Origin of the sequence: Staphylococcus sp. GDY8P120P (assembly GCF_017892065.1) — a bacterium.
Classification (GTDB): domain Bacteria; phylum Bacillota; class Bacilli; order Staphylococcales; family Staphylococcaceae; genus Staphylococcus; species Staphylococcus nepalensis.
Genome location: NZ_JAESKI010000003.1, coordinates 50,522 through 74,675, shown reverse-complemented (window position 1 = coordinate 74,675; position 24,154 = coordinate 50,522). Strand labels below are relative to the sequence as shown.

The following is a 24,154-nucleotide window of genomic DNA, read 5'->3' as shown; positions in this document are numbered from 1 at the left end:
ATGATAAACATGAATCAAATATACAAATCATTTGGGCAAAATAATGTATTAAGCGGCGTTGATTTTGAAATAAATGATGCTGAAATTCATGCACTAATGGGTGAAAATGGAGCTGGTAAAAGTACGCTTATGAAAATACTTACCGGCGTGTATAAGGCTGATAGTGGCAGCGTATTAGAAGATGGGAAACCGATTCATTTTAAAAATACGATGGATGCTGAACAAAATGGTATATCCTTTATCCAACAAGAATTAAATATTTGGCCAAATTTGACTGTGCTTGAAAATTTATTTTTAGGAAAAGAGGAAACCAAATTTTTAGGTGTTGTAGATAATAAAAAGATGAAACAACGTGCTTTGTCAGTTTTCAAAAAATTAAATATTGATATTGATTTAAATAGAATGGCAGGTACTTTATCAGTCGGTATGCAACAGATGTTAGAAATTAGTAAGGCGTTGATGGAAAAGCCAAAAATTATCATTATGGATGAGCCTACTGCTGCTTTAACGAATAATGAAATAGCTACTCTGTTTGAACAGATTAATCGTTTGAAAAATGAAGGCGTTTCTTTTATATATATTTCTCATAGAATGGAAGAAATATTTAGTATTTCAGATCGTATTACTGTTATGAGAGATGGCCAATCTATTTTAACAACAAAGACAAAAGACACCACTCATGCTGAAGTCGTAAAATCCATGATAGGAAGAGATCTAGACAATCAGTATCCTGATAGGCATTATCACCAAGAAGATATTGTCCTTTCTGTAGAAGATTTAAGTTCAGTAGAGCATCAATTAAAGCCTATCCATTTTGATTTACACAAAGGAGAGATACTCGGATTTAGTGGTTTGATGGGCGCTGGTCGTTCAGAAATTATGCGTGTCTTATTCGGCTTAGATAAGGGAAATAAGACTGTCAAACTTAATGATAAACAAATTCAAATTCAGAACCCCAATCAATCTATTTCACAAGGACTTGCTTTTATCACTGAGAATAGAAAAGAAGAAGGATTAGTGCTACAAGATTCAATTCTAGAAAACATTACGTTACCTGCTTTAAAAAGTTTTTCAAAAACAGGTTTTTTAACTAAAAGTACGATGGCACAATATTCTGATCAAATGATTGCACGCATGAATATTAAAGGTAAAAAAGAGGACGCTTGCGTTAATTTATCAGGTGGTAATCAACAAAAAGTCGTTTTAGCTAAATGGATTGCAACAGCACCACATGTTTTGATTTTAGATGAGCCAACACGAGGCATTGACGTAGGAGCTAAACGCGAAATATATCAATTGATGAACGAACTAACAGACCGTGGCATGTCTATAATTATGATTTCATCAGAATTACCAGAAATTATAGGTATGAGCGATAGAGTAGCAGTGATACACGAAGGAAAAATTACAGGTATATTAGAGGGCGCGTCTATCTCTGAAGAACATATTATGACTTTAGCTACAGGAGGGGAAAATAATGAAACAGTCTAAATTATCATTTTCTTATTCGTATTTAGAAAAAATCATACCTTTTATTGGTTTGATTTTATTGGTTATTATTATAAGTATACTAAATAGTGCTTTTTTAGAGCCTTCTAATCTATTTAATTTATTAAGACAAGTTTCAATCAATGGTTTAATTGCGTTTGGGATGACCTTTGTCATTTTAACGGGAGGTATTGATTTATCAGTAGGTTCAACATTAGCATTATCTAGTGCTGTTGTTGCGATTTTAATGGTTACTGGCATAGACTCAATTTTAGCACTGTTAATCGGGTGCCTTTTTGGTGCTATATTAGGTGCTATTAATGGATTATTAATAACGATTGGCAAGATGGCGCCGTTCATTGCAACATTAGCGACGATGACTGTCTTTAGAGGTTTAACCCTTGTTATTACAGATGGTAATCCTGTTACGAATTTAAATGGCAGCTATGCTTTTCAATTGTTTGGTAGAGGCTATTTCCTAGGTATACCAGTACCAGCAGTTACCATGTTTATCACCTTTATTATCTTATATATATTGTTACATAAAACAGTATTTGGTAGACAAACGTATGCTATGGGAGGAAATGAAAAAGCTGCATTTATTTCCGGTATCAAAGTCAACAAAATTAAAATAATGATTTATAGCTTAGCAGGGTTAATGTCAGCTATGGCGGGAGCTATTTTAACTTCTCGTTTAAATTCAGCGCAGCCAACCGCAGGGATGTCCTATGAATTGGATGCTATTGCAGCTGTTGTGCTAGGTGGTACTTCTTTAACAGGCGGTAAAGGTCGTATTGTTGGAACGTTAATAGGGGTATTAATCATTGGTGTATTGAATAACGGTTTAAATTTGTTAGGGGTATCTTCTTTTTATCAACAAGTTGTTAAAGGTATCGTTATTATTATTGCTGTATTAATTGATAGAAAAAATAAGTAATTGGGGGGGGTGCTGATATTGAAAAGACTATTTATAAGCGCGTTAGCTTTAGTATTATTTTTAGCTGGTTGTTCACTAGAATCACCATTGGAAAAAAATGATAACGGTAAATCAGATAAGAAAAAATCGGATATCATTATTGGGGTGAGTATCTCTACACTAAATAATCCTTTTTTGTAAAAGTTAAAGACGGTATTGAAAAAGAAGCTAAGAAACAAGGTGTTAAAGTTAAATTTGCTGACGCACAAGATGATGCGGCGAAGCAAGCTAATGATATAGATGATTTGATTCAACAAAAAGTTGATTATTTAATCGTAAATCCAACTGATTCAGACGCAATATCTGGTAGTATTCAAATTGCGAATGATGAAAGCATACCAGTGATCACATTAGATAGAGATGTAGCAAAAGGCGAAGTAGCTTCATTTATTGCTTCAGATAACATCAAGGGGGGTGAAATGGGTGGTGAGTTGATTGTGGATGAGTTAGGCGAAGGCGCAAAAGTAGCTGAACTTGAAGGTGTTCCAGGCGCCAGTGCTACGCGAGAACGTGGTAAAGGTTTCCATAATATTGCTGACAAATCACTCAATGTAGTGTCTAAACAAAGTGCTAAATTCAACAGGACTGAAGGGTTAAACGTAACACAAAATATGATTCAAGCTCATCCTGATATGGAAGCCGTTTTTGCACAAAATGATGAAATGGCTTTAGGTGCAGTAGAAGCCATAGGAAACAAAGATATCAAAGTCATTGGTTTTGATGGTAATGAAGATGCTATTAAATCTGTGGAAAGCGGTAAATTATTTGCTACAGTTGCGCAACAACCTAATTTAATGGGTGAAGAAAGTATCAAGACGATTATGGATTTATATAATGGTAATAAGGTAGAGAAAAAACATAAAATCCCTTTAGAAATGAAACGTCAACAGTAAATTATATCTTAAATATATAAAAGCCGGGCCATTTTGAAATTTAAGATGTACCCGGTTTTTAATATTTGTTTATTTGTATTTTTGGCGTTCTTGTTGCTCTTGCGCATAGCGCTCAGGATTTTTTTTGTAAAAATCTTGATGCTTAGCTTCAGCTTCATAAAATGTAGAAGCAGGTAATATTTTTGTAGCGATTGCTTTATCTTTATCTATTGTTTGTTTTAATTTTTCTACATAATCTTCTGCTACTGCTTTTTGGTCTTCATTTGTGTAAAAGATAGCTGTTTTGTATTGTGAACCTCTATCTTGAAATTGACCGCCTTCATCTGTTGGATCTATTACAGAAAAGAATATCTCTAATAATTTATTATATGAAAACAGAGCAACATCGTATTCTATTTCGACTGTTTCATAATGTCCGGTGTCACCTGTCTTAACTTGTTCATATGAGGGGTTATCTTTATGTCCTCCCATGTAACCAGAAGTTACCTTTTCAATGCCTTCAAACGTGTCGAAAGGTTTGACCATACACCAAAAGCAACCTCCAGCGAAGTATGCTTTATTTATATTCATGCTTAACATCCTTTCCATATTAGACCTTAGTACCAAATATTAAGATATTACTTGATTTTTAGGCAGTTTTTATATAACTTTAATATATGTTAATTATAGTACATAGCAGTGCAATTTTGAAGATATAAGGTTGATTACATATGAATGAGGATAAACAAAGAAGTAAAGAAAGTGAAAACACAGAAAAACAATCTACAATGCGTAGAAGCAAAAAGAAGCGGCTAAAAAAATTTCCATTTATTATTTTAATAATCATTATTATTTTAGCGATTATTGTCGGATATTCTATTCATGGTTATAAATCAGGGATTGAATATGCAGAAGACCACGGTAAGACACTTAAAAAACACAAATTTAACGGTGCCAAAAAAAATGATGGTAAGATTACAATTATGGTTTTAGGTGCTGATAAAGAACAAGGTGGTATTTCTAGAACTGATTCTATCATGATTGCACAGTATGATTATATTCATAAAAAAATGAAGATGATGTCTGTGATGCGTGATATTTATGCGGATATACCAGGTAATGGGCAACATAAAATTAATTCAGCATATTCTATTGGAGGTCCTGAGTTATTACGACAGACATTAAAGAAAAATTTAGGTGTTGACCCAGAATATTATGCCATTCTTGATTTTACTGGATTTGAAAAAATGATTGATGAATTGGAACCTAATGGTGTACCAATTGACGTTGAAAAAGATATGTCCAAAAATATTGGTGTTTCCCTTAAAAAAGGCCACCATAGATTAAATGGTAAAGAATTATTAGGTTATGCTCGGTTTAGACACGATGAAGAAGGTGACTTTGGTCGTGTAAGACGTCAGCAACAAGTCATGCAATCACTTAAACAAGAATTAGCGAGTCTAGATACATTGCCTAAATTACCTCGTGTTGCAGGTATACTAAGAGGTTACTTAAATACTAATATGCCAGATTCTGCGCTGATTCAAACTGGTTTGAATTTTGGTATACGTGGAGATAAAAATGTTGATTCTATTACGTTGCCATTACAAAACACATACCAAGATATTCAAACACCGATGGATGGAAGTGCTTTAGAAATAGATAAAGCGAAAAATAAGGAAGAAGTACAAAAGTTTTTAAATGAATAATAATATATTTAAAATTTAAAAAAGAAGAGACCGAGACATTAATCATGTCTCGGTCTCTTCTAGTATGCGGGAAGTAAGGAATGGGATGAAAATGTGATTTTTGTCCTGTTTTTCTATACTATAAGAAATTATTGATCTGATTTTCTAACACCAGCAACGCCGTAGTGAGAAGCTTTCATTTCTTCAATGACTACATGTATAGCTTCTTTATTGGCGTCTGTTGTTTTTTCTACAGCTTTAGTCACTTCTGATACTAAATTTTTAAGTTGTTCATCTGAACGTCCTTCTAATAGTTTTACATTTACAATCGGCATTTAAGTTCCTCCTAATATGTCTATTTTTTATATTATATCATGAAAATCCTCAAAACTATAAAAATAGTTAAAGGAACAATTGTTCTTAAAAATATTGAAATAGAACACGTGTTCTTATATAATAAAAAGGACTAAGGGGGAGTGTCATATGTATGATTACAATCTGTTAGAGGAAAGGGTCATATTATGTATTGATCAAAAAAGTTTTTTTGCAAGCGTTTCTTGTATCCAAAAAGGGCTAGACCCTATGAAAGAAAAGTTGGCAGTTGTTGCAGATACTAAGAAACAAGGTTCAGTTGTGTTAGCTGCTACAGGGCCATTAAAAGCGTTAGGTATTAAAACAGGTTCAAGGTTATTCGAGATACCGCATAGAAACGATATTTATATTATTAATCCAAGTATGAGAAAATATTTGGAAGTTTCAGTGGCAATATCTAAAATTGCATTACGTTATATCGCTCCAGAAGATTTGCATCAATATAGTGTTGATGAATTCTTTATGGATGTCACAGAAAGTTATCGTAGATTTAGCAGTACAGTTCATTCTTTTTGTCAAAAATTACAATATGAAATTCTAGAAGAAACGGGTATACATTGTTCAATAGGTATTGGGTCGAATATGCTACTGAGCAAAGTAGCAATGGACATAGAAGCCAAATATACAGATCATTTAATTGCTGAGTGGCGATATCAAGATATACCTCATAAACTTTGGCCTATTTCACCTTTAAGTGATTTTTGGGGAATTAGTAAGAAGACTGAAGCAAAAATGAATAAGCGAGGCATCTTTACTATAGGAGATCTAGCACATTATCCATATCAATATTTAAAAAGAGATTTTGGTATTATTGGCGTTGATTTACATTTACATGCAAACGGAATTGACCGAAGTAAAATTAGAGATAAATATAACGTAACGAACCCTTCAATTTGTAAAAGCCAAATATTAATGCGCGATTACCATTATCATGAAGTTAAAGTTGTGATGCAAGAATTAATTGAAGATGTGTCAAGCCGTGTTAGAGCAAGAAATAAACTAGTTAAGACGATTCACTTTTCTTTTGGTTATAGTAACCAAGGCGGCGTGGAGAAACAATATACATTACAAGAACCCACAAATTTAGAGCGTATTATTTTTGAAGCGGTAGAACGCTTAGCAGATAAACTATGTGATCCCACAGTATTGTATAGAACAGTAAGTATTTCACTTACTCAATTTATAGATGAAAAAGATAAACAGTTAAATTTATTTATAGATGAGTATGAAAGTAAAAGAACTGAAAAATTAGCTAAAACAATCGACGCTTTACATCAGAAATTTGGTAAAGGTAGTGTATCTAAGGCAATATCTTATACAGACGCGGGCACCAAACATGGTCGATTAGGTCTTATGGCAGGGCATAAAATGTGAATGATTGAAACTATGCAAAACATATTCTATACGGATGTACCAAAGTGAGCGCAATATAAGAATGTACCATAACCAAGTGACTATTGGTATAACTAAGCATTTCATAGGGAAAAAATATGATGTGATATGGCGCAATATTATGATATAGATAGAAGCGTCCTTGGTATTTTACTATCACGTAATGAATAAAGCTGTATAAGATTAAATAGGCTGAGGTATATAAAAACGATTGGCCAAATGACATGATTTGGTCAATCGTTGAATAACGTTTATGTCTTAAATTAAAATCAGAAAATTTTTGATTAACTATTCAATATAAGTATCAAAATCACTTAGCGCTTCAGCACCTTTTTTACGGTCTTCAGGGTTTTTAAAGCTAACGCGTAAAGCTCCATATATATCTTCGCGCACTTCTAAAATCCTTAAGTTGCTTATAGAAATATTATGTAAACTCAAGATATGTGTAACTTGGCTAATCATACCTGATTTATCCGGAATATCAACATATAAATCATACTCTATAGATAGCGCTCCTTGTGATTTTAGTGGAAGTTCATCTCTGTATAATTTCGCATCATTATAAAAATGATATAAGTCTTCAGGGTCATTTTCTTCCACAAGGCTTATGACATGTTCCATTTGTGTTTTCCATTCTTTCAGGATATCAACAATAGTATTTTTATTTTCGATGGTGATGTCGCGCCACATAATTGGACTGCCACTAGCAATTCTTGTGATGTCTCTAAACCCTCCAGCAGCCAGAGTTTTCACCAATGAAGAATGATTGACATGGTTTGCGTTTAAATGCACAAGGCTCGAAGCAATAATATGGGGGACATGACTGACGATGCCTGTAACAAAGTCATGTTCTTTTGCATTTGTTGCAATAAATTTTGCTTTTGTTTTATCCAGTAATGATCTAATTTCGTCAAATGCTTGGTTATTGCCTGGTTCATCATGTACTAACACGTAAAAAGCATTTTCAAATAAATGTTTTTTTGCGTTAAGCACGCCTGATTTATGACTTCCAGCCATAGGATGACCGCCAATCAAGTGAATATCATGGTTTAAAAGGTACTGCTCATATTGTAATATAGTTGATTTAGTACTGCCAGTATCAGTAACAATCACATTGCTTTTAGTTTGATAGTTTGGTAGTGCTTGTAAATATTTAATTGTTTGTTGTACGGGTGTGGCATAAATAATAATATCTGCATTTTCCACACAAGTTTTATAATCGGTAGATTGATAATCAATAATCCCAATAGATAACGCTTTTTCTAGTTGGGAGGCATCTGCATCATAAGCAGTGATTTCAATATCATTATGGTAATATCTTAAATTACTCGCAAGACTACCGCCGATTAAACCTAAACCTACGAAAAGTATTTGTTGCATTTTGCTGACCACCTCTATCAAAATTTTCAGAATAGTAACATTGTATAGTAGGAAAAGCTAATTCGCAATACGTGTTTGATTTTAAAACATGAAATAGATAACAAAACTATCTGTTTAATTATCTATGGTATTGAAACATATATAATAGTTATTATAATCACATAGTTAATCATCTCGAATGCAGTCAATTTATAACAATAAGCTGTGATATTTATAGTAATGAAATTATGCAACAAAAGCAGGAGTAAACCATTTATATGATTTTGTACTACCATTCTGTATAATGATATAATAACTATATTAAGTGTAAGCCTAGCATACATGAATTTCAGACTATGTCAGCAAAACTACTACTTTCCATGATCAATAAAACTTGTAAAAAGAAAGCTAGCCATATTTTTTAAATAATTTAGATATCAATTTATTTTAAATTGCAAACTTTACAAAAAAGAAAATAATTAAATTTTAGGTCTAAATACAATTGAGACTAAAGAGAAGGCACCAAATATAGAAAAAGCCAAGGTATAAGAAGAAAATTGAATTACATTCCCTGAAACCATGGCACCTATGATTTGGCCAAAAGCTAGTGTGAAAAATGGGACACCTATACCTAAAGAGGGCGCCTTTTCAAAAATTTTAATACCCCATATCATTAAAATGCCTGTTAGAAACACATAAGAACTGCCGAAAAATAGCGCGGATAAGAATATAATAAATAAGTTAGTGTTATCAATATTTAAAGATAAAATAGAGGTTGCCATCATTAATACTACGATAATATATAAAGTTTTAATTGAAAATTTAGAAATTAAACCACCTGAAAATCCTCCGATGATGCCTGATACTCCAACCAATATCCAAAAAGAAGATGTAATGAAATCTGAATTAGAAGGTACGGTTGCAATATAATCTTTAGAGAAAGTCCAATAAATAGCAGACGCACAACCTAAAATCAAAGAAGCGATGTTGATAGACATGCTTTTTTGTAGTAATGGTTTCAAACTGTAAGGCTGTGTTTGAGTTTTGAATTTTTTTATAGAAGAAATATGTTTAGGTATATAAAGATAATTTATTAATAAAACGATAATTGCTATAATTCCAAATATTAAATAAACAACTCTCCAATTATCAGACAATATATAAGCGATAGGTCCAGAGATTACGATACCAAAACCAGTACCGGCGTTTATCCACGTATTAGCTTTGTTTTGCGTGTTTTTATCCAAATTATTTTGAACCACCTCACCGTAAGCAGGTGAACCAAATCCTGTACTCATACCAGCAATAAAAACACCTAAGAACAATAGAACTGCTTCATGAGATACGGATATGATAAAAATACCTAAAATAGAAGTTAAACCAGCTAAACTAACAAACATCTTTGGGTCTTTTTGGTTTGAATAGTAAGTAGAAATCGCAATAGCGAGACAATAAGCAATATAAGTTGCGGAACTTATCATACCCATAGTACCACTACCTAATTTGAGGTCATTTGAAATATTGGGTAATAATAGTCCGAAAGCGAACCTTGCTAAACCGTAAGTAACGGCAATCATTAAAGTCCCAGAAATAATTATTTTATTATTCATTGTTTAGCACTCCTTTTGAAAGACTCATCGTAATAGATTTAACATCTGCAAAATCCATATGTTCTATCATTGATGTACTGCCTTCCAATATGAATAGTAACTTTTTAGCTAAATCTTTTATGTTACGATAATTTTCGTTTTCTAACTTTTCTTCTATTAATTTTGCCACCTTTATTTTATGGTGACTGACTATATCTACAATATCTTGATTGGAATGTCTAAATTCTTCCATAGCTTTTAAAAATAAACACCCGTTTGTATTTTTGCGCTTTAACCATTCTAAATGCTGTTCGATCATATGGTTTAAGCTTTTATCATTGTTATTTTCTAAGAAGTTCATATACACATCTTCTCTATATTTTAAAACCGCGACGATTAAATCATCTTTAGATTTATAATTTCTATATAGAGTCATCGTTGCAACATTTGATGCTTGGATAATCTGATCAATGCCTGTTGCGCTAAAACCTTGCTTATCAAAAAGTTGATTGGCACTGTAGATTAATTGCTCCTGTTTTTTAGTTAATTTTGTCATTATATCCCACCTTTAAAAGAGAACGTTCACTCTCATTTTAAAATAATATGTGCTATTTTCAATACTTTTTATTAAAATAAGTAAAAATTTATGAGAATTTATGTTAATGATTATTCAATAACGGTTTAAATCATCGTAGTATAAGCAACTATGAGTGACATCCAAGTATTGCTTATTTAGAATGATTTTTATAATATAATTTGGATTAAGTTGCCATTTAAAGTTAAACTTACAAATTTAATTACACCAGTTTAGTTACAATGTTAACTCAGCATATTATTTTAAAAATAAGAGCGTTTTTAAATTATAAGTTGACAAATGAAAATGATACTTGTATTATTTAAATTAATTCATTTTACAACAAACACAAGTTGTCATTTGAAAGATAGAGTAGCGTATGTGATTTGTAGCAATTAGAAAGCTAATGGTCGATGAAAATTAGCACAACATATATTGTGAATTGGGCTTTTAAATGTTGATACAGATTAATATATTTAAAGTGAACAATAAATTTGTTAACTAAGGTGGCACCACGGTAACGCGTCCTTACAGCATGCGTTAGTGTGGTGTTTTTTATATTTAAAAAAGAAAACAAAATGAAGTAAGTTATGAAAGGTAGCGTACAGAAAGTTAGTGGCTGATGAAAACTAACACCTACATATACTGAAATTGGGTTTTGTTGGATTACAAGTGAAGATTCAAATGAGTGGGTAGATAGTTTATGACATATGTCTACTAATTTAGGTGGTACCGCGCGTCAGCGTCCTTAATTAATATTTAAGGACGCTGATTTTTTTATGGGGAGGAATATAAAATGAAGGTGCAATATCAAAAAATAAATGCTGAAGTAACTCCAGAAGCACTAGCAAGATTGAAGCAACACAAAATTATTTTAGAAAGCACAGACCAATCTAAACTTAAAGGACGTTATTCAATTGTGATATTTGACGTATATGGATCACTTACATTGGATAATGAAAATATGATGATACATTACAGTGATAAAGAGACGCTAATAGAAACTGAGCAACCCTATGATAAATTAAAAGCATTTATAGACCAATATAAAGCTGTTGTAGAAGATGAAGATTTAGCTTTATTACCATTTGTTTCAGGGTTTGTAGGCTCATGTAGTTTTGACTTAGTTAGACATGAATTTCCAATATTGAAACAGATTGCATTAGATGACCATCCACAGCACGATGCAAAATTTTATATGGTCGAAGACGTCTATGTATTTGACCATTACAAAGAACATCTCTATGTCATAGCAACAGACTTATTTTCTAATGATAGTGAACAACAGTTAGCACAACGTGTAAATCATCGTGTTGAAGCATTAAAGGATATCAATATTTACCCTTCTCCTATAAAGAATGAGATAAATGAAAAACAAATTGAATCGAATATTGCACCAGAACAATTTATAAAAACAGTGAGCGATATGAAGTCATTAATACAACAAGGTGATATGTTCCAAGTTGTCCCTTCAATTATTTATAAATATAAGCATCAGTTTGGTGTAAATATACAATTGTTATCTTACCAACTTTATCAAAACCTAAAACGCCAGAATCCCAGCCCTTATATGTATTATTTAAATTTAGACGAACCGATTATCGTAGGTAGTTCACCAGAAAGTTTTGTGAAGGTAAAAGGACAAACTGTTGTTACTAATCCCATAGCTGGAACGATAAAAAGAGGTGCTACTGAAGCAGAAGATTATAAAAATGAACAACAATTAATCAACGATGAAAAAGAAATCAGTGAACATAGCATGCTTGTTGATTTAGGCCGAAACGATATTCACAGAGTAAGTGAAATAGCTAGTTCTAAAATTGAAAAGTTAATGGCAATTGAACGTTATGAGCATGTAATGCATATTGTGAGTGAAATAACTGGAAAACTAAAATCTAACTATTCACCAATGACAGTTATTGCAAGTTTATTGCCAACAGGTACAGTATCAGGTGCGCCGAAATTAAGGGCAATTCAACGAATTTATGAAGCACAACCTCAAAAACGCGGTGTGTATAGCGGAGGTATAGGATACATCAATTGCAATCATGATTTAGACTTTGCATTAGCCATACGCACAATGATGATCGATGAAACATATATTAATGTAGAAGCAGGTTGTGGTGTTGTATATGATTCAATACCTGAGAAAGAATTAGAAGAAACGAAACTTAAAGCGAAAAGTTTACTGGAGGTGTCACCATGATCTTAGTCGTTGATAATTATGATTCTTTTACGTATAACTTAGTGAATATTATAGGCAAAACAGAAGATATGGTGATTAAATATCCAGATGACCCTGAAATATTTGGTTTAGAAATTGATGGGTTAATTATATCTCCTGGTCCAGGCCACCCTCTTGATACAAATCTTTTAATGGATATTATTGAGCATTATAAAGAGAAACCAATATTAGGTGTTTGCTTAGGGTCACAGGCATTAACATGTTATTACGGTGGCGATGTAATACAAAATAAAAAAATAAAACATGGTAAAAAAGATACGATGCAAATTGTAAGTGACTCTAAATTATATAGAGATATTACTGAATATTCAGAAATAATGAGGTACCATTCATTAATCAGTGACCCTGAGACGTTACCTAAACCATTAAAAATAACTGCTAAAACAAATGATTGCGTTCAATCATTTGAACACAGAAATGGCTTGCATTATGGAATTCAGTACCACCCTGAATCATTTGCAACGGAATATGGTGAAGAAATTATAAAAAACTTTTTAAATATCATTAAGGAGGTCAATTATAATGAGTCTACAAAGTCATATAAAACAGTATAAACCACTTAATCAAACTCAAATGAATGAATTTATAGAACTATTGATTGCGAACGATTTAGAAGAAGCAGTTAAATTAGAATTATTAGAAGCATTTTCAGAAAGAGAGCTAACTCAAGATGAATTGACTTATATTTCACATAGTCTCATTAGCTCTATGTACCCAGAACAACCCTATTGTCCTGATAGCATGTGTGTTTGTGGAACAGGCGGAGATAAATCAAACAGTTTTAATATTTCAACCACAGTTTCATTTGTGTTAGCAAGTGCAGGTGTACCAGTGATAAAGCATGGTAATAAAAGCGTGACATCTTCATCAGGAAGCACAGATTTATTAAATGAGATGAATATTGCGACACGCAGCGTTAGGGAAACAGAAGGACAATTAAAAGACGTTGGATTAGTATTTTTAAATGCAACCGAAACGTACCCAATAATGAAAAATATACAACCTCTGAGAAAAGCGATTAGCAATCCAACTATTTTTAATATTACTGGTCCATTGATTAATCCATTTAAATTAGATTATCAAGTTATGGGTGTATATGAACCAAGTAATTTAAGTAAGATTGCTCAAACATTAGCAGATTTAGGAAGAAAAAAAGCTATCGTATTACATGGTGCAAATGGTATGGATGAGGCCACGTTATCTGGAGACAATATAATATATGAAGTAACAGAAGATAAAACAATTCAATCTTACACATTGAATGCAACAGATTTAGGTTTAGATTATGCGCCTAATAGCGATTTGTATGGTGGCACACCACAAGACAATTTGGAAATTACGAAACAAATATTAAATGGCAAAGATCGCAGTGCTAAAAGAGATGTCGTTTTATTAAACACAGGTATTGCTTTGTATGTTGCAAATAAAGCGACAACAATTCAAAAAGGTGTTGATAAAGCTCGAGTATTAATTGAAAACGGCGAAGCTTTAAAACAATATAATAAAATGGGAGGCAAAACGTATGACTATATTGGATGAAATTGTAGCATATAAAAAGGATTTATTAAGTGAAGGGTATTATAAAGCAAAATTAGCAGAACTTAATGAGGTAGATGTATCTCATAAACAAACATTTGAAACACAATTAAAACAATCGAATCAATTAGCCATTATTGCAGAAATTAAGTCTAAAAGTCCGACATTAAATGAACTTCCTGGTAGAGACTTAGCACAGCAAGTCAAAAATTATGAAGCTCATGGTGCTAACGCAGTTTCAATTTTAACCGATGAACATTATTTTGGTGGCAGTTATGAACGTCTACAAATGCTGACAAAATTAACGAATTTACCAGTGTTATGTAAAGATTTTGTAGTGGACCCTATCCAAATTGATGTTGCTAAAAAAGCTGGTGCCTCAATCATTTTATTAATTGTAAATGTATTGGATGATGAACAGTTAAGTACGCTATACAACTACGCGACATCACAAAATTTAGAAGTATTAGTAGAAGTCCACGATAAAGAAGAACTAGAACGTGCTTATAAATTAAATCCTAAATTAATAGGCGTTAATAATAGAGATTTAAAAAGATTTGTAACTGATGTTTTGCATACAAATGAAATTTTAGAAAATAAAAAAGATGGATATTATTATATTTCTGAAAGTGGTATACGCAATCAGCAAGATGTTGAGAATATTGTGAATGCTGGTATAGATGGTTTGCTCATCGGTGAATCTTTAATGAAGTGTGGTGACTTAAGCCAATTTTTACCAGGACTTAAATTAGAAAAGGTGAAAGTATGAAATTAAAATTTTGTGGATTTAAAACACTCGAAGATGTAAACAAAGCTAAAGATTTAAATATCGATGCTATAGGGTTTATCCATTTTCCACAAAGTAAACGTTTTGTAGATATTGAAAAAATTCAAACACTTACCAAGATTGTACCAAATGATAAAGAAAAAGTAGTAATTGTAGTAAATCCAAACAACCCAACTTTATCAAAACTTATTGATGGTACAGATATGACAACGATTCAATTACATGGAAATGAATCACTTGAGACAATAGCATTTATTCGTCAAAAAAAGAAAAGTATTAAAATCATCAAAGCGTTGCCAGCAAAAAATTCAGAAATATTGATAAAAGCTATCCAGTTTTATAAAGACTTTGTAGATCAATTTATTATAGACACCCCGTCAACTTCTTACGGCGGTACTGGTAAATCATACAACTGGGATATGCTCAATGCAATTAAAGATGTAGATTTTTTAATAGCGGGTGGTATGAATTATAAAAATATACAAAGTGTGCAAGAGCGCGACTTAAAACATAGCGGTTATGATATCGCAAGTGGTATTGAAACCGACGGCACCAAAGATAGTAAAAAAATGAACGAAATTATAGAACTTGTAAAAGGAGTTAATTAATTATGGTTAAGCATATACAAACTGAAGTGGATGCATTTGGGTTCTTTGGTAATTTTGGCGGTCAATATGTTCCTGAAACATTAATGCCAGCAATTCAAGAACTGAAACAAGCTTATACAGAAGCTAAAAATGATCCTTCATTCCAAAATGAACTTAATGGTTATTTAAAAGATTATGTAGGCAGAGAAACACCACTCACTTACGCAGCTTCCTATACAGAATCACTTGGTGGAGCAAAAATTTATTTAAAAAGAGAAGACTTGAACCATACAGGTGCACATAAAATTAATAACGCACTTGGGCAAGCGCTTTTGGCTAAAAGAATGGGGAAAAATAAATTAGTAGCAGAAACTGGTGCTGGACAACATGGTGTGGCAAGCGCAACAGCTGCAGCATTGTTTGATATGGAACTAGTAGTATTTATGGGTGAAGAAGATATTAAACGCCAATCGTTAAATGTATTTAGAATGGAATTACTTGGTGCAACGGTTGAACCCGTGACTGAAGGTCAGGGGACCTTATCCGATGCTGTAAATAAAGCTTTACAATATTGGGTCAGTCATGTGGATGAAACGCATTATTTATTGGGATCGGCGCTAGGACCAGACCCGTTTCCAACTATAGTTAGAGATTTTCAAAAAATAATAGGTACTGAGATTAAAGAACAAATTAGTGACAAAGAAGGACGATTACCAGATGCGATTATTGCCTGCGTAGGTGGTGGATCGAATGCGATTGGCACTTTCTATCCATTTATACAAGATGATGTTGCATTGTATGGCGTTGAAGCAGCCGGTGAAGGTATTGATAGCGATAAACATGCACTTGCTATTAATAAAGGAAAAGAAGGTATCTTACATGGCACTAAAATGTATTTAATTCAAGACGATCACGGTCAGATTGAATTAGCACATTCCATATCTGCAGGGCTAGATTATCCAGGCGTCGGGCCAGAACATTCATATTATCATCATATTGGAAGAGTAAAATATGCTACAGCTAGTGATAAACAGGCGATGGATGCATTGGTGAGATTTACGAAAGCAGAAGGTATTATTCCTGCTATTGAAAGTGCACATGCATTAAGTTTTGTTGAAGAAATAGCGCCAACTATGGATAAAGATCAAATAATCGTGGTAACTGTATCTGGACGTGGCGACAAAGATATGGAAACAATAAGAAATTACATGAAACAGGATGGTGACAAAGATGCGTAAATTATTTATTCCATATATTATGGGTAACAAACGTTTTATTGAAAACATGAAAACGTTAAGCGATGCAGGTGCTGATATTATAGAAGTAGGCGTCCCTTTTTCTGACCCTGTCGCTGATGGGCCTGTGATTATGGAAGCTGGCAATAAAGCGATTCAAGAAGGTGTAAATATACAATACATCTTGGATGCGTTAACCGCTCATCGTGAAAAATTATCTAGTAAGTATGTGTTAATGACATATATTAATATTATAAATTATTATGGGGAAGATGCGTTTTTTGATGCGTGTGAAAAAGCTGGTGTATATGGTTTAATCATACCTGATTTACCACATGAGCTTGTACAACAATTAAAAGACAGGCACCCCAACCGGAAAGTGAACCTTATCCCTCTAATCGCTATGACTACTTCAGAAGAACGTATCAATCAAATTGTTGCAAATGCCGAAGGGTTTATCTATACAGTTACTATGAACGCTACTACAGGTGAAAATGGTAAGTTTCATCCGGACTTAAAACAAAGAATAAACAATATCAAATTAAAAGCAAACGTACCAGTAGTTGCAGGATTTGGTATTCGTACACCTGACCATGTAGAAGATATTGTTGAAGTAGCAGATGGTGCAGTTATTGGCAGCGAAATTGTTAAACGATTTGATCGCGATCAGAACCAACAAACAGTAAATTATCTAAATTCTATCAGAAAAGCGTTAGATAAATAAAAAACATATTAGATGTGTGAAGTTCGTATGAGACGGGTATTAATTGTAATAGAAATCAATTATAGATGGTTAAATTGAATTCAATTTAATTCAAATAAAGAGTCAAACGAATGAAGAGGTGACTATGTTGAGTAAAAAAGTTTTATTCATTATAACAAGTAGAGCACAGTATGAAGATGGCACACCAACAGGTTTATGGTTAGAAGAGGCCAGTGAACCTTATCATATTCTAACGGAAGATGGTATACAAGTTGATATAGTTTCAATTGAGGGAGGAGAAATTCCTTTAGATCCAAATTCAACTCAAAACGACGAGTTGAATAAATATGCGCAATTTGTAGAAAAAATTAAAAATGTGCCGAGCATAGATGAAGTTAATGTTATAGAATATGATGCAGTCTATCTACCGGGTGGCCACGGTACGGTATTCGATTTTGCGCACAACCAAAGATTAGCTAATATCTTATCTGACTTCAAAAATGAAGGCAAGTTCATTTCCTCTGTGTGCCATGGTCCAAGTGCCTTTGTAGGTGCAAAAGATAAAAATGGCAAGTACCTAGTAGAAGGCGTTACTTTAACGTCATTCACAGATAATGAAGAACGTGCGATGGGTCTAGAGGATAAAGTGCCTTTCCTAACACAAACAGCATTAGAACAACAAGGTGCTCAATTTATAACAAATGAAGACTTTACAGAGCATATTGAAACAGATAATCAATTCATTACTGGTCAAAATCCTCAATCAAGCGTAGCAATAGGTAAAGCACTAAGAGATGCTTTAAATTAATATAGAAGATAAATTATATATAATTTTATGAAGGATCTGGGATATAGTGAAATATCCCAGATCCTTCTTTATTATCGCAAGTAGTGAAGCAAGTTCGAAAAAAGGCTTACATCAGCTTATTATTTTATTGCTCTAATCATTTTTACAAGCACAAAATCTATAATTTTAGGAAAATATATTTATATCTATGTCTTTTATAGAACATGCTTATTATTCAATTTAGATTTGTGTTTAAATGAGTATTCTTTGTTAAAATAAATATAGTGCTATAATATAAAATACATAGATTAAAACCTAATTGTAGCATTTAGCAAATATATCTAGGGTATCGATTTAGTTTTGTAAATGAATATTGTATAATAATCAAGATTGAAGTTTAAACTCGAAAAAAGAACTATAGACAAATAGGAGTATATAAAATGAAATTTACGAATTTAACTGCTAAAGAGTTTGGGGCATTTGTTGATCATATGCCAAACAGTCATTTTACACAAATGGTTGGAAATTATGAGCTGAAAATTGCAGAAGGTACTGAAACACACTTAGTAGGTGTAAAAGATAACAACAACGAAGTGGTTGCAGCTTGTTTATTAACTGCTGTACCAGTAATGAAATTATTCAAATACTTTTACACTAATCGTGGGCCAGTTATTGATTTTGAAAATAAGGAACTAGTCCATTATTTTTTCAATGAACTATCAAAATATGTTAAAAAACACAACGCGTTATATTTAAGAGTAGACCCGTATGTTGCATACCAGTACCGTAATCATGATGGAGAAGTATTAGAAAATGCAGGCCATGATTGGCTCTTTGATAAAATGAAACAACTTGGTTATAAACATCAAGGTTTTTTAACTGGTTTTGATCCAATTATTCAAATTAGATTCCATTCGGTATTAGACTTAAAAGATAAAACTGCAAAAGATGTTCTCAATAATATGGATAGTTTGCGTAAACGTAATACGAAAAAAGTTCAAAAAAACGGCGTAAAAGTAAGATTTTTAAATGAAGATGAATTACCTATTTTCCGTTCATTTATGGAGGATACCTCAGAAACGAAAGATTTTGACGATAGAGAGGATAGCTTCTATTACAATAGGTTGAAATACTACAAAGGTCGCGTCTTAGTTCCATTGGCTTATATGGATTTTGATGAATATATTGAAGAATTAAAATCTGAACGTGAAGTGCTCAGCAAAGATATAAATAAAGCGCTTAAAGATATTGAAAAACGCCCTGAAAATAAAAAAGCATATAATAAAAAAGAAAATTTAGAAAAACAACTCATTGCAAATCAACAAAAAATTGATGAAGCGAAAGCATTACAAGAAACGCATGGTAATGAATTACCAATTTCTGCGGCGTTCTTTATCGTTAACCCGTACGAAGTAGTTTATTATGCTGGAGGCACATCTAATGAGTTTAGGCATTTTGCAGGGAGTTATGCGATACAGTGGAAAATGATAAATTATGCTATTGATCATCATATTGATAGATATAATTTTTATGGGATTAGTGGAGATTTTTCAGAAGATGCTGAAGATGCAGGTGTTGTTAAATTTAAAAAAGGCTTTAACGCCAACGTCGTTGAATATGTTGGAGACTTTATCAAGCCAATAAATAAACCAATGTACAAAATTTATACAACATTAAAAACGCTAAAAGATAAAAAGAAATAAGCAATATAATTTAGAAAGGAACTAGCTATAATGAAATTTACAGAGTTAACTGTCAAAGAATATGACAATTTTGTACAAAACCCAGCATTAGAGAGTCATTATTTTCAAGTAAAGGAAAATATAGCTACTAGAGAAGAAGATGGTTTTCAAGTTGTTTTATTGGGCTTAAAAGATGATGATAATCAAGTGATTGCTGCTAGTCTTTTCTCTAAAATTCCAACGATGGGTAGCTATGTATATTATTCAAATCGAGGTCCAGTAATGGATTATAAAGACTTAGGCTTAGTGGACTTCTATTTACGGGAATTAGATACTTATCTTCAAAAACAAAACTGTTTGTATGTAAAAATGGATCCATATTGGATATATCAAATCTATGATAAAGACGTTAATCCATTACCCAATCATGAAAAAAGTGATGCGCTTGTTAATTTATTTAAGTCTCATGGCTATACACACCATGGATTTACAACTGAATATGATACATCAAGTCAAGTAAGATGGATGGGCGTTTTGAATTTGGATGGCCAAACGCCAGCATCACTAAAAAAACAATTTGATAGTCAAAGAAAGCGTAATATTAATAAGGCAATTAATTTTGGGGTAAAAGTAAGATTTTTAGAAAAAGATGAATTTGATCTCTTTTTATCGCTTTACCGTGAAACAGAAGAGCGGGCTGGGTTTGTATCTAAAACGGATGAATATTTCTATAATTTTATAGACAATTATGGAGACAAAGCATTACTTCCTTTAGCCTATATAGATTTAGACGAATATATCATTAATACACAAGAAAGTATTAATGATAAAGAAGCACGCAGAGATCAAATGATGCAAAAAGAAAATAAATCAGATAAACAACTAAAAAAAATTGCTGAAATAGATAAACAAATTGAGCATGACAAAAAAGAATTGTTACATGCCAGTGAGTTAAGGTTAACAGACGGTTCTATTTTAAATCTTGCGGCAGGCGTGTATTTTGCTAATGCTTATGAAGTGAATTATTTTTCAGGTGGTTCATCTGAAAAATATAACCAATATATGGGCCCTTATATGATGCATTGGCATATGATTAATTATTGTTTTGATCATGGATACGGCCGTTACAACTTCTACGGTTTATCAGGTGATTTTACTGAAAATAGTGAAGATTATGGCGTATATCGATTTAAACGTGGTTTTGGAGTACAAATAGAAGAATTAATTGGTGATTTTTATAAACCGATTAAGAAATCTAAATATTGGTTATTTAATACATTGAATAATATTAGAAAAAAAATCAAAAAATAAAAAAGAAAGCATACTGGTAAATATAAGCCCCAATCCAGTATGCTTTCTTATGTTCAAAAGTCGGTTATATAAAGACACACACTTCATATAACAGTGAACTTTGAGTGGATTATCATGTAATGTAAATTCTAGTTGTCTTCCACATTTTTAGTATAAAGTACAACGCATATCATTTGCAATATCAATTCATTCTATTAACAGAATAGTAAAAAATAATTTTATAATATAAAATTAAAAATATATCAAAGAAGCATATTCCTTATATTTCAGGAATATGCTTCTTTGATTGTTAAATTACTAAAAGAAATATTTCAATATTTAATATATATTGAAACTTATTAATGTAAGGCGTCTATAATATAAGTTATGCCAATAATAAAGAAAACAGCACTCATAAATATAGCAATGATAACAGCTGCTATAAGAGGGTTGAATAGTAAAATAACCCCAAATATGATTTCTATAATATTTAAAATGATAGATAAACTATGGAAACTTCTATTTGATTTTTCTGCTGGTGTCACAGTAAACATATTAAAAAGTGCGTTAATAATAAACCAAATCGCGAATAAATAAACGATAAATGTCGTGCTTGTTACTACATTAAATAATATAAGTACACCGATGATAATATTAATAATGCCCAATACAATAAGTATATTGGAACCATTTTGAGTCGCTTGTTTCATAACACGTCTGATAAATATTTCAATAAAACCATTAATAATAAATAAAATACCAATCAACCAAGTAATAGCAAATAAATTTTCTTCTGGAAAACTAACGATAAATACACCAATAATTAAGAAAAAAACGCCAATTAATAAGCTAGACCATTTGATGCCTGTTTTTGGATACATCTATTTCACCCCATTCTAAGTAATATTTACCCCAAACCATAGCCTTCAACACGTTTATTTTCAATAATATTATTATGTTAATTGTTTATAGAAAGCTAAATTGTAATATTTGATTTAATCTCTATTTAAGTTCAATCTATATATATAGTATGTTATTAGAAAGTATGTATAGGAGTGTTTAATCAATGGCTATGTCAATTAAAAAAGTGATATACAAAAAGTTATTGAAAAATTTATCAACGGAGCCGTTTGATGTGACGTTTTGGGATGGTTCAACAATCCATTATAATGACGGAATTTCGAAATTCCGTTTGACTTTTAATAAACCATTAAATCGAAAATCTTTAAAAGAAAATCCTATGATTGCCTTAGCTGAAGGTTATATGGATAAAGATATTGAAGTAGAAGGTCATTTAGAATATGTAATGGAAACGATATTTTCTAAACAAAGTAGTTTTATAAATCAACCTAAGAAAAAATTAAGCAAATCAACTAAAAAAGGGAATAACAAACAAACATCTAAAGAAAATGCTTCGTTTCATTACGATATAGGCAATGATTTTTATCGTCTTTGGTTAGATCCTACTATGAACTATTCATGTGCATATTTTAAATCAGAACATGATTCATTGTACGAAGCACAAGTCAATAAAATGAACCATATACTAAAAAAATTGAATTTACAGCCAGGGCAACGTCTGTTAGATATTGGTTCAGGATGGGGACATCTCATCATTGAAGCTGCAAAGCAATATAATGTTCGATCATTGGGAATCACACTAAGTGAAGAGCAATATAGAAAAACATTAGAACGTGTTGAAGCTGAAGGATTAGTAGGGCAAGTAGATGTGAAATTGATGGATTATAGAGACCTTATGAATGAAAATATAACCTTTGATCGCATTGTGAGCGTAGGTATGCTGGAACACGTCGGTCATGAGAATATCCCAACATTTATGGATAATACACACAAGTTATTAAAAGAGGCTGGAGTAGCCCTGTTGCATTGTATTACCGGCCTGGAGGAAGTAGAAGGTAATGAGTTCCTTACTAAATATATCTTCCCAGGAGGCGCAATTCCATCGATTAGAGAATTAATTGACCATATGTCACAAAATAATTTAAGAATTGTTGATGTGGAAAGCCTAAGAAGACACTATACATTAACGTTACGTCATTGGGTAGAAAACTTTGAATCTAATATAGATAAAGTTCGTGATCAATTTGATGAACGATTTATTCGAATGTGGCGTTTATATTTAAATGCATGTGCTGCAAACTTCACTTATGGTGTGTCGGATTTACATCAATTCTTGATTACAAAAGGTGTAAACAATGATTTACCGATGACAAGAGATTATTTATACCAAGAGGATGAGTAATAAATAGCCATTCATCAAAGAACCGGGATATGTACAATGTCTCGGTTCTTTGGGTTTTTTGATGAAAATACGTGAAATATGTGCACAAAGCGCGATTTATTGCTATAAGAAGTAGACTTAATATTTTATTAGTTTACTTTATTTATGTTATGTAAACTTTATAGTTTAATATACTATTTCAAAACCATCAGTTAAAGACTAAAATATTATATATTTTTATAGCAAAAACTGTCATTTGTAAACTTATAGCAGCCATTTTACTACGAATGCACTATTTTTAATGATTTATGACGCTGACGTTCCTATATTTGAGCATCAAATTGTATTACCGTGTGTTGATATTCATGCTATTGTAAATGATTTAACTGCAATAGATAAGATCACAGACATTTTTATAGATAGTTCACTTTATAGACAAAGCGCTGTACTTAATAAACTATCAATTAATTTAAGTAAATAATTATAATTAGTATATAGCAACTTATTGCTTGTTTAGATTATAACGTCAGTTTATCAGTTTAATTAAGATGTATTGGCATACTTATAAGTATATATATTGACTAAGCAATTTAAGCGTATTTAAATTGCTTAGTCAATATAAAGTTTATGATATGAAATATTTAAAACTAAATTGATATTCAATAGATAACGATGGCTATATATAAACGTATGTACTTAAAGTTTAAATTACAATTGAATAACGTATACACGTATAGTAACTTGATGAAA

Annotated in this window: 22 protein-coding genes and 1 pseudogene; 17 read left to right on the top strand and 6 right to left on the bottom strand. The window is 31.9% G+C overall.

Annotation, left to right across the window (positions count from 1 at the left end):
• The 3 genes and pseudogenes from KA900_RS02530 to KA900_RS02520 all read left to right on the top strand — a co-directional run bounded on the left by KA900_RS02530 (nt 1) and on the right by KA900_RS02520 (nt 3,357).
• A complete protein-coding gene (locus KA900_RS02530; protein ID WP_103373102.1) occupies nt 1-1,491 on the top strand; it encodes a sugar ABC transporter ATP-binding protein in 1,491 nt (496 codons plus the stop codon).
• The gene (locus KA900_RS02525; RefSeq protein WP_096823809.1) at nt 1,478-2,425 is read left to right on the top strand and encodes an ABC transporter permease; all 948 of its coding nucleotides are present in this window, start codon (nt 1,478-1,480) and stop codon (nt 2,423-2,425) included. The genes KA900_RS02530 and KA900_RS02525 overlap by 14 nt, the downstream gene beginning before the upstream one ends.
• A gap of 18 nt (nt 2,426-2,443) precedes the next feature.
• Nucleotides 2,444-3,357: pseudogene (locus KA900_RS02520) on the top strand (D-ribose ABC transporter substrate-binding protein).
• 69 nt (nt 3,358-3,426) lie between these two features.
• On the opposite strand, the gene msrA reads toward KA900_RS02520, so the two are convergent.
• Nucleotides 3,427-3,927, bottom strand: coding sequence for a peptide-methionine (S)-S-oxide reductase MsrA (gene msrA, locus KA900_RS02515; protein ID WP_115342184.1), 501 nt, complete (start codon nt 3,925-3,927; stop codon nt 3,427-3,429).
• Nucleotides 3,928-4,067: 140 nt separating this feature from the next.
• Between msrA and KA900_RS02510 the strand changes: the two genes are divergently transcribed.
• A complete protein-coding gene (locus tag KA900_RS02510) occupies nt 4,068-5,045 on the top strand; it encodes an LCP family protein (protein WP_096809860.1) in 978 nt (325 codons plus the stop codon).
• A gap of 128 nt (nt 5,046-5,173) precedes the next feature.
• On the opposite strand, the gene KA900_RS02505 is transcribed toward KA900_RS02510, so the two are convergent.
• Entirely contained in the window at nt 5,174-5,359 is a 186-nt protein-coding gene (locus tag KA900_RS02505; RefSeq protein ID WP_096809857.1) for a 2-hydroxymuconate tautomerase, read from the bottom strand.
• A gap of 148 nt (nt 5,360-5,507) precedes the next feature.
• Here KA900_RS02505 and KA900_RS02500 point away from each other — a divergent pair, with 148 nt between their 5' ends.
• The gene (locus KA900_RS02500; RefSeq protein WP_103373099.1) at nt 5,508-6,770 is read left to right on the top strand and encodes a Y-family DNA polymerase; all 1,263 of its coding nucleotides are present in this window, start codon (nt 5,508-5,510) and stop codon (nt 6,768-6,770) included.
• Between the two features lie 306 nt (nt 6,771-7,076).
• Here the strand turns inward: KA900_RS02500 and KA900_RS02495 are convergent, their stop codons facing one another.
• The 3 genes from KA900_RS02495 to KA900_RS02485 all read right to left on the bottom strand — a co-directional run bounded on the left by KA900_RS02495 (nt 7,077) and on the right by KA900_RS02485 (nt 10,292).
• Entirely contained in the window at nt 7,077-8,168 is a 1,092-nt protein-coding gene (locus KA900_RS02495; RefSeq protein WP_210139279.1) for a prephenate dehydrogenase, read from the bottom strand.
• Nucleotides 8,169-8,626: 458 nt separating this feature from the next.
• Nucleotides 8,627-9,757 (bottom strand): MFS transporter, encoded by a 1,131-nt coding sequence (locus KA900_RS02490; RefSeq protein ID WP_115342183.1) that lies wholly within the window; start codon nt 9,755-9,757, stop codon nt 8,627-8,629.
• On the bottom strand, nt 9,750-10,292 hold the full coding sequence (locus tag KA900_RS02485; RefSeq protein ID WP_096809849.1) for a TetR/AcrR family transcriptional regulator: 543 nt from the start codon (nt 10,290-10,292) through the stop codon (nt 9,750-9,752). Before KA900_RS02485 ends, KA900_RS02490 begins: the two co-directional genes overlap by 8 nt.
• Nucleotides 10,293-11,106: 814 nt before the next feature.
• Here KA900_RS02485 and KA900_RS02480 point away from each other — a divergent pair.
• The 10 genes from KA900_RS02480 (at nt 11,107) to KA900_RS02435 (ending at nt 21,183) form a co-directional block, all read left to right on the top strand.
• Nucleotides 11,107-12,516 carry an anthranilate synthase component I gene (locus tag KA900_RS02480; RefSeq protein WP_115342182.1) on the top strand — a complete coding sequence of 470 codons (1,410 nt, stop codon included), beginning with the start codon at nt 11,107-11,109 and terminating at the stop codon, nt 12,514-12,516.
• Entirely contained in the window at nt 12,513-13,109 is a 597-nt protein-coding gene (locus KA900_RS02475; protein WP_115342181.1) for an anthranilate synthase component II, read from the top strand. Before KA900_RS02480 ends, KA900_RS02475 begins: the two co-directional genes overlap by 4 nt.
• Complete coding sequence (trpD, locus tag KA900_RS02470) at nt 13,078-14,094, top strand: anthranilate phosphoribosyltransferase (protein WP_103373028.1); 1,017 nt, start codon at nt 13,078-13,080, stop codon at nt 14,092-14,094. Before KA900_RS02475 ends, trpD begins: the two co-directional genes overlap by 32 nt.
• Nucleotides 14,078-14,860 carry an indole-3-glycerol phosphate synthase TrpC gene (trpC, locus tag KA900_RS02465; RefSeq protein ID WP_115342180.1) on the top strand — a complete coding sequence of 261 codons (783 nt, stop codon included), beginning with the start codon at nt 14,078-14,080 and terminating at the stop codon, nt 14,858-14,860. Before trpD ends, trpC begins: the two co-directional genes overlap by 17 nt.
• Nucleotides 14,857-15,486 (top strand): phosphoribosylanthranilate isomerase, encoded by a 630-nt coding sequence (locus KA900_RS02460; RefSeq protein ID WP_096809837.1) that lies wholly within the window; start codon nt 14,857-14,859, stop codon nt 15,484-15,486. The genes trpC and KA900_RS02460 overlap by 4 nt, the downstream gene beginning before the upstream one ends.
• Nucleotides 15,487-15,488: 2 nt before the next feature.
• Nucleotides 15,489-16,703, top strand: coding sequence for a tryptophan synthase subunit beta (trpB, locus tag KA900_RS02455; RefSeq protein WP_103373029.1), 1,215 nt, complete (start codon nt 15,489-15,491; stop codon nt 16,701-16,703).
• Nucleotides 16,696-17,424: a tryptophan synthase subunit alpha gene (gene trpA, locus KA900_RS02450; protein WP_096809833.1), complete on the top strand. Its 729-nt coding sequence runs from the start codon at nt 16,696-16,698 to the stop codon at nt 17,422-17,424. The genes trpB and trpA overlap by 8 nt, the downstream gene beginning before the upstream one ends.
• 127 nt (nt 17,425-17,551) lie before the next feature.
• Nucleotides 17,552-18,211: a type 1 glutamine amidotransferase domain-containing protein gene (locus KA900_RS02445; protein WP_096811215.1), complete on the top strand. Its 660-nt coding sequence runs from the start codon at nt 17,552-17,554 to the stop codon at nt 18,209-18,211.
• 419 nt (nt 18,212-18,630) lie between these two features.
• The gene (locus KA900_RS02440) at nt 18,631-19,893 is read left to right on the top strand and encodes an aminoacyltransferase (RefSeq protein WP_096809831.1); all 1,263 of its coding nucleotides are present in this window, start codon (nt 18,631-18,633) and stop codon (nt 19,891-19,893) included.
• 30 nt (nt 19,894-19,923) lie between these two features.
• The gene (locus KA900_RS02435; protein WP_096809830.1) at nt 19,924-21,183 is read left to right on the top strand and encodes an aminoacyltransferase; all 1,260 of its coding nucleotides are present in this window, start codon (nt 19,924-19,926) and stop codon (nt 21,181-21,183) included.
• A 338-nt stretch (nt 21,184-21,521) separates the two neighbouring features.
• Here KA900_RS02435 and KA900_RS02430 read toward each other — a convergent pair whose 3' ends face one another.
• Nucleotides 21,522-22,043, bottom strand: a complete 522-nt coding sequence (locus KA900_RS02430) for a DUF308 domain-containing protein (RefSeq protein ID WP_115342179.1) — start codon at nt 22,041-22,043, stop codon at nt 21,522-21,524.
• A 185-nt stretch (nt 22,044-22,228) separates the two neighbouring features.
• Here KA900_RS02430 and KA900_RS02425 point away from each other — a divergent pair, with 185 nt between their 5' ends.
• Together KA900_RS02425 and KA900_RS02420 are read left to right on the top strand one after the other, a co-directional pair.
• A complete protein-coding gene (locus KA900_RS02425; protein ID WP_281064030.1) occupies nt 22,229-23,425 on the top strand; it encodes an SAM-dependent methyltransferase in 1,197 nt (398 codons plus the stop codon).
• A gap of 280 nt (nt 23,426-23,705) precedes the next feature.
• On the top strand, nt 23,706-23,885 hold the full coding sequence (locus tag KA900_RS02420; protein WP_096809826.1) for a hypothetical protein: 180 nt from the start codon (nt 23,706-23,708) through the stop codon (nt 23,883-23,885).
• The last annotated feature ends 269 nt before the right edge of the window (nt 23,886-24,154 follow it).

Coding starts and splice junctions, on each gene's coding strand:
- KA900_RS02505 (WP_096809857.1), bottom strand. CDS start 5,359: ATGCCGATTGTAAATGTAAAACTATTAGAAGGACGTTCAGATGAACAA.
- KA900_RS02435 (WP_096809830.1), top strand. CDS start 19,924: ATGAAATTTACAGAGTTAACTGTCAAAGAATATGACAATTTTGTACAA.
- KA900_RS02510 (WP_096809860.1), top strand. CDS start 4,068: ATGAATGAGGATAAACAAAGAAGTAAAGAAAGTGAAAACACAGAAAAA.
- KA900_RS02460 (WP_096809837.1), top strand. CDS start 14,857: ATGAAATTAAAATTTTGTGGATTTAAAACACTCGAAGATGTAAACAAA.
- KA900_RS02425 (WP_281064030.1), top strand. CDS start 22,229: ATGGCTATGTCAATTAAAAAAGTGATATACAAAAAGTTATTGAAAAAT.
- KA900_RS02480 (WP_115342182.1), top strand. CDS start 11,107: ATGAAGGTGCAATATCAAAAAATAAATGCTGAAGTAACTCCAGAAGCA.
- trpD (WP_103373028.1), top strand. CDS start 13,078: ATGAGTCTACAAAGTCATATAAAACAGTATAAACCACTTAATCAAACT.
- KA900_RS02490 (WP_115342183.1), bottom strand. CDS start 9,757: ATGAATAATAAAATAATTATTTCTGGGACTTTAATGATTGCCGTTACT.
- KA900_RS02525 (WP_096823809.1), top strand. CDS start 1,478: ATGAAACAGTCTAAATTATCATTTTCTTATTCGTATTTAGAAAAAATC.
- trpA (WP_096809833.1), top strand. CDS start 16,696: ATGCGTAAATTATTTATTCCATATATTATGGGTAACAAACGTTTTATT.
- KA900_RS02420 (WP_096809826.1), top strand. CDS start 23,706: ATGATTTATGACGCTGACGTTCCTATATTTGAGCATCAAATTGTATTA.
- KA900_RS02485 (WP_096809849.1), bottom strand. CDS start 10,292: ATGACAAAATTAACTAAAAAACAGGAGCAATTAATCTACAGTGCCAAT.
- KA900_RS02530 (WP_103373102.1), top strand. CDS start 1: ATGATAAACATGAATCAAATATACAAATCATTTGGGCAAAATAATGTA.
- trpB (WP_103373029.1), top strand. CDS start 15,489: ATGGTTAAGCATATACAAACTGAAGTGGATGCATTTGGGTTCTTTGGT.
- KA900_RS02440 (WP_096809831.1), top strand. CDS start 18,631: ATGAAATTTACGAATTTAACTGCTAAAGAGTTTGGGGCATTTGTTGAT.
- KA900_RS02475 (WP_115342181.1), top strand. CDS start 12,513: ATGATCTTAGTCGTTGATAATTATGATTCTTTTACGTATAACTTAGTG.
- trpC (WP_115342180.1), top strand. CDS start 14,078: ATGACTATATTGGATGAAATTGTAGCATATAAAAAGGATTTATTAAGT.
- KA900_RS02500 (WP_103373099.1), top strand. CDS start 5,508: ATGTATGATTACAATCTGTTAGAGGAAAGGGTCATATTATGTATTGAT.
- msrA (WP_115342184.1), bottom strand. CDS start 3,927: ATGAATATAAATAAAGCATACTTCGCTGGAGGTTGCTTTTGGTGTATG.
- KA900_RS02495 (WP_210139279.1), bottom strand. CDS start 8,168: ATGCAACAAATACTTTTCGTAGGTTTAGGTTTAATCGGCGGTAGTCTT.
- KA900_RS02430 (WP_115342179.1), bottom strand. CDS start 22,043: ATGTATCCAAAAACAGGCATCAAATGGTCTAGCTTATTAATTGGCGTT.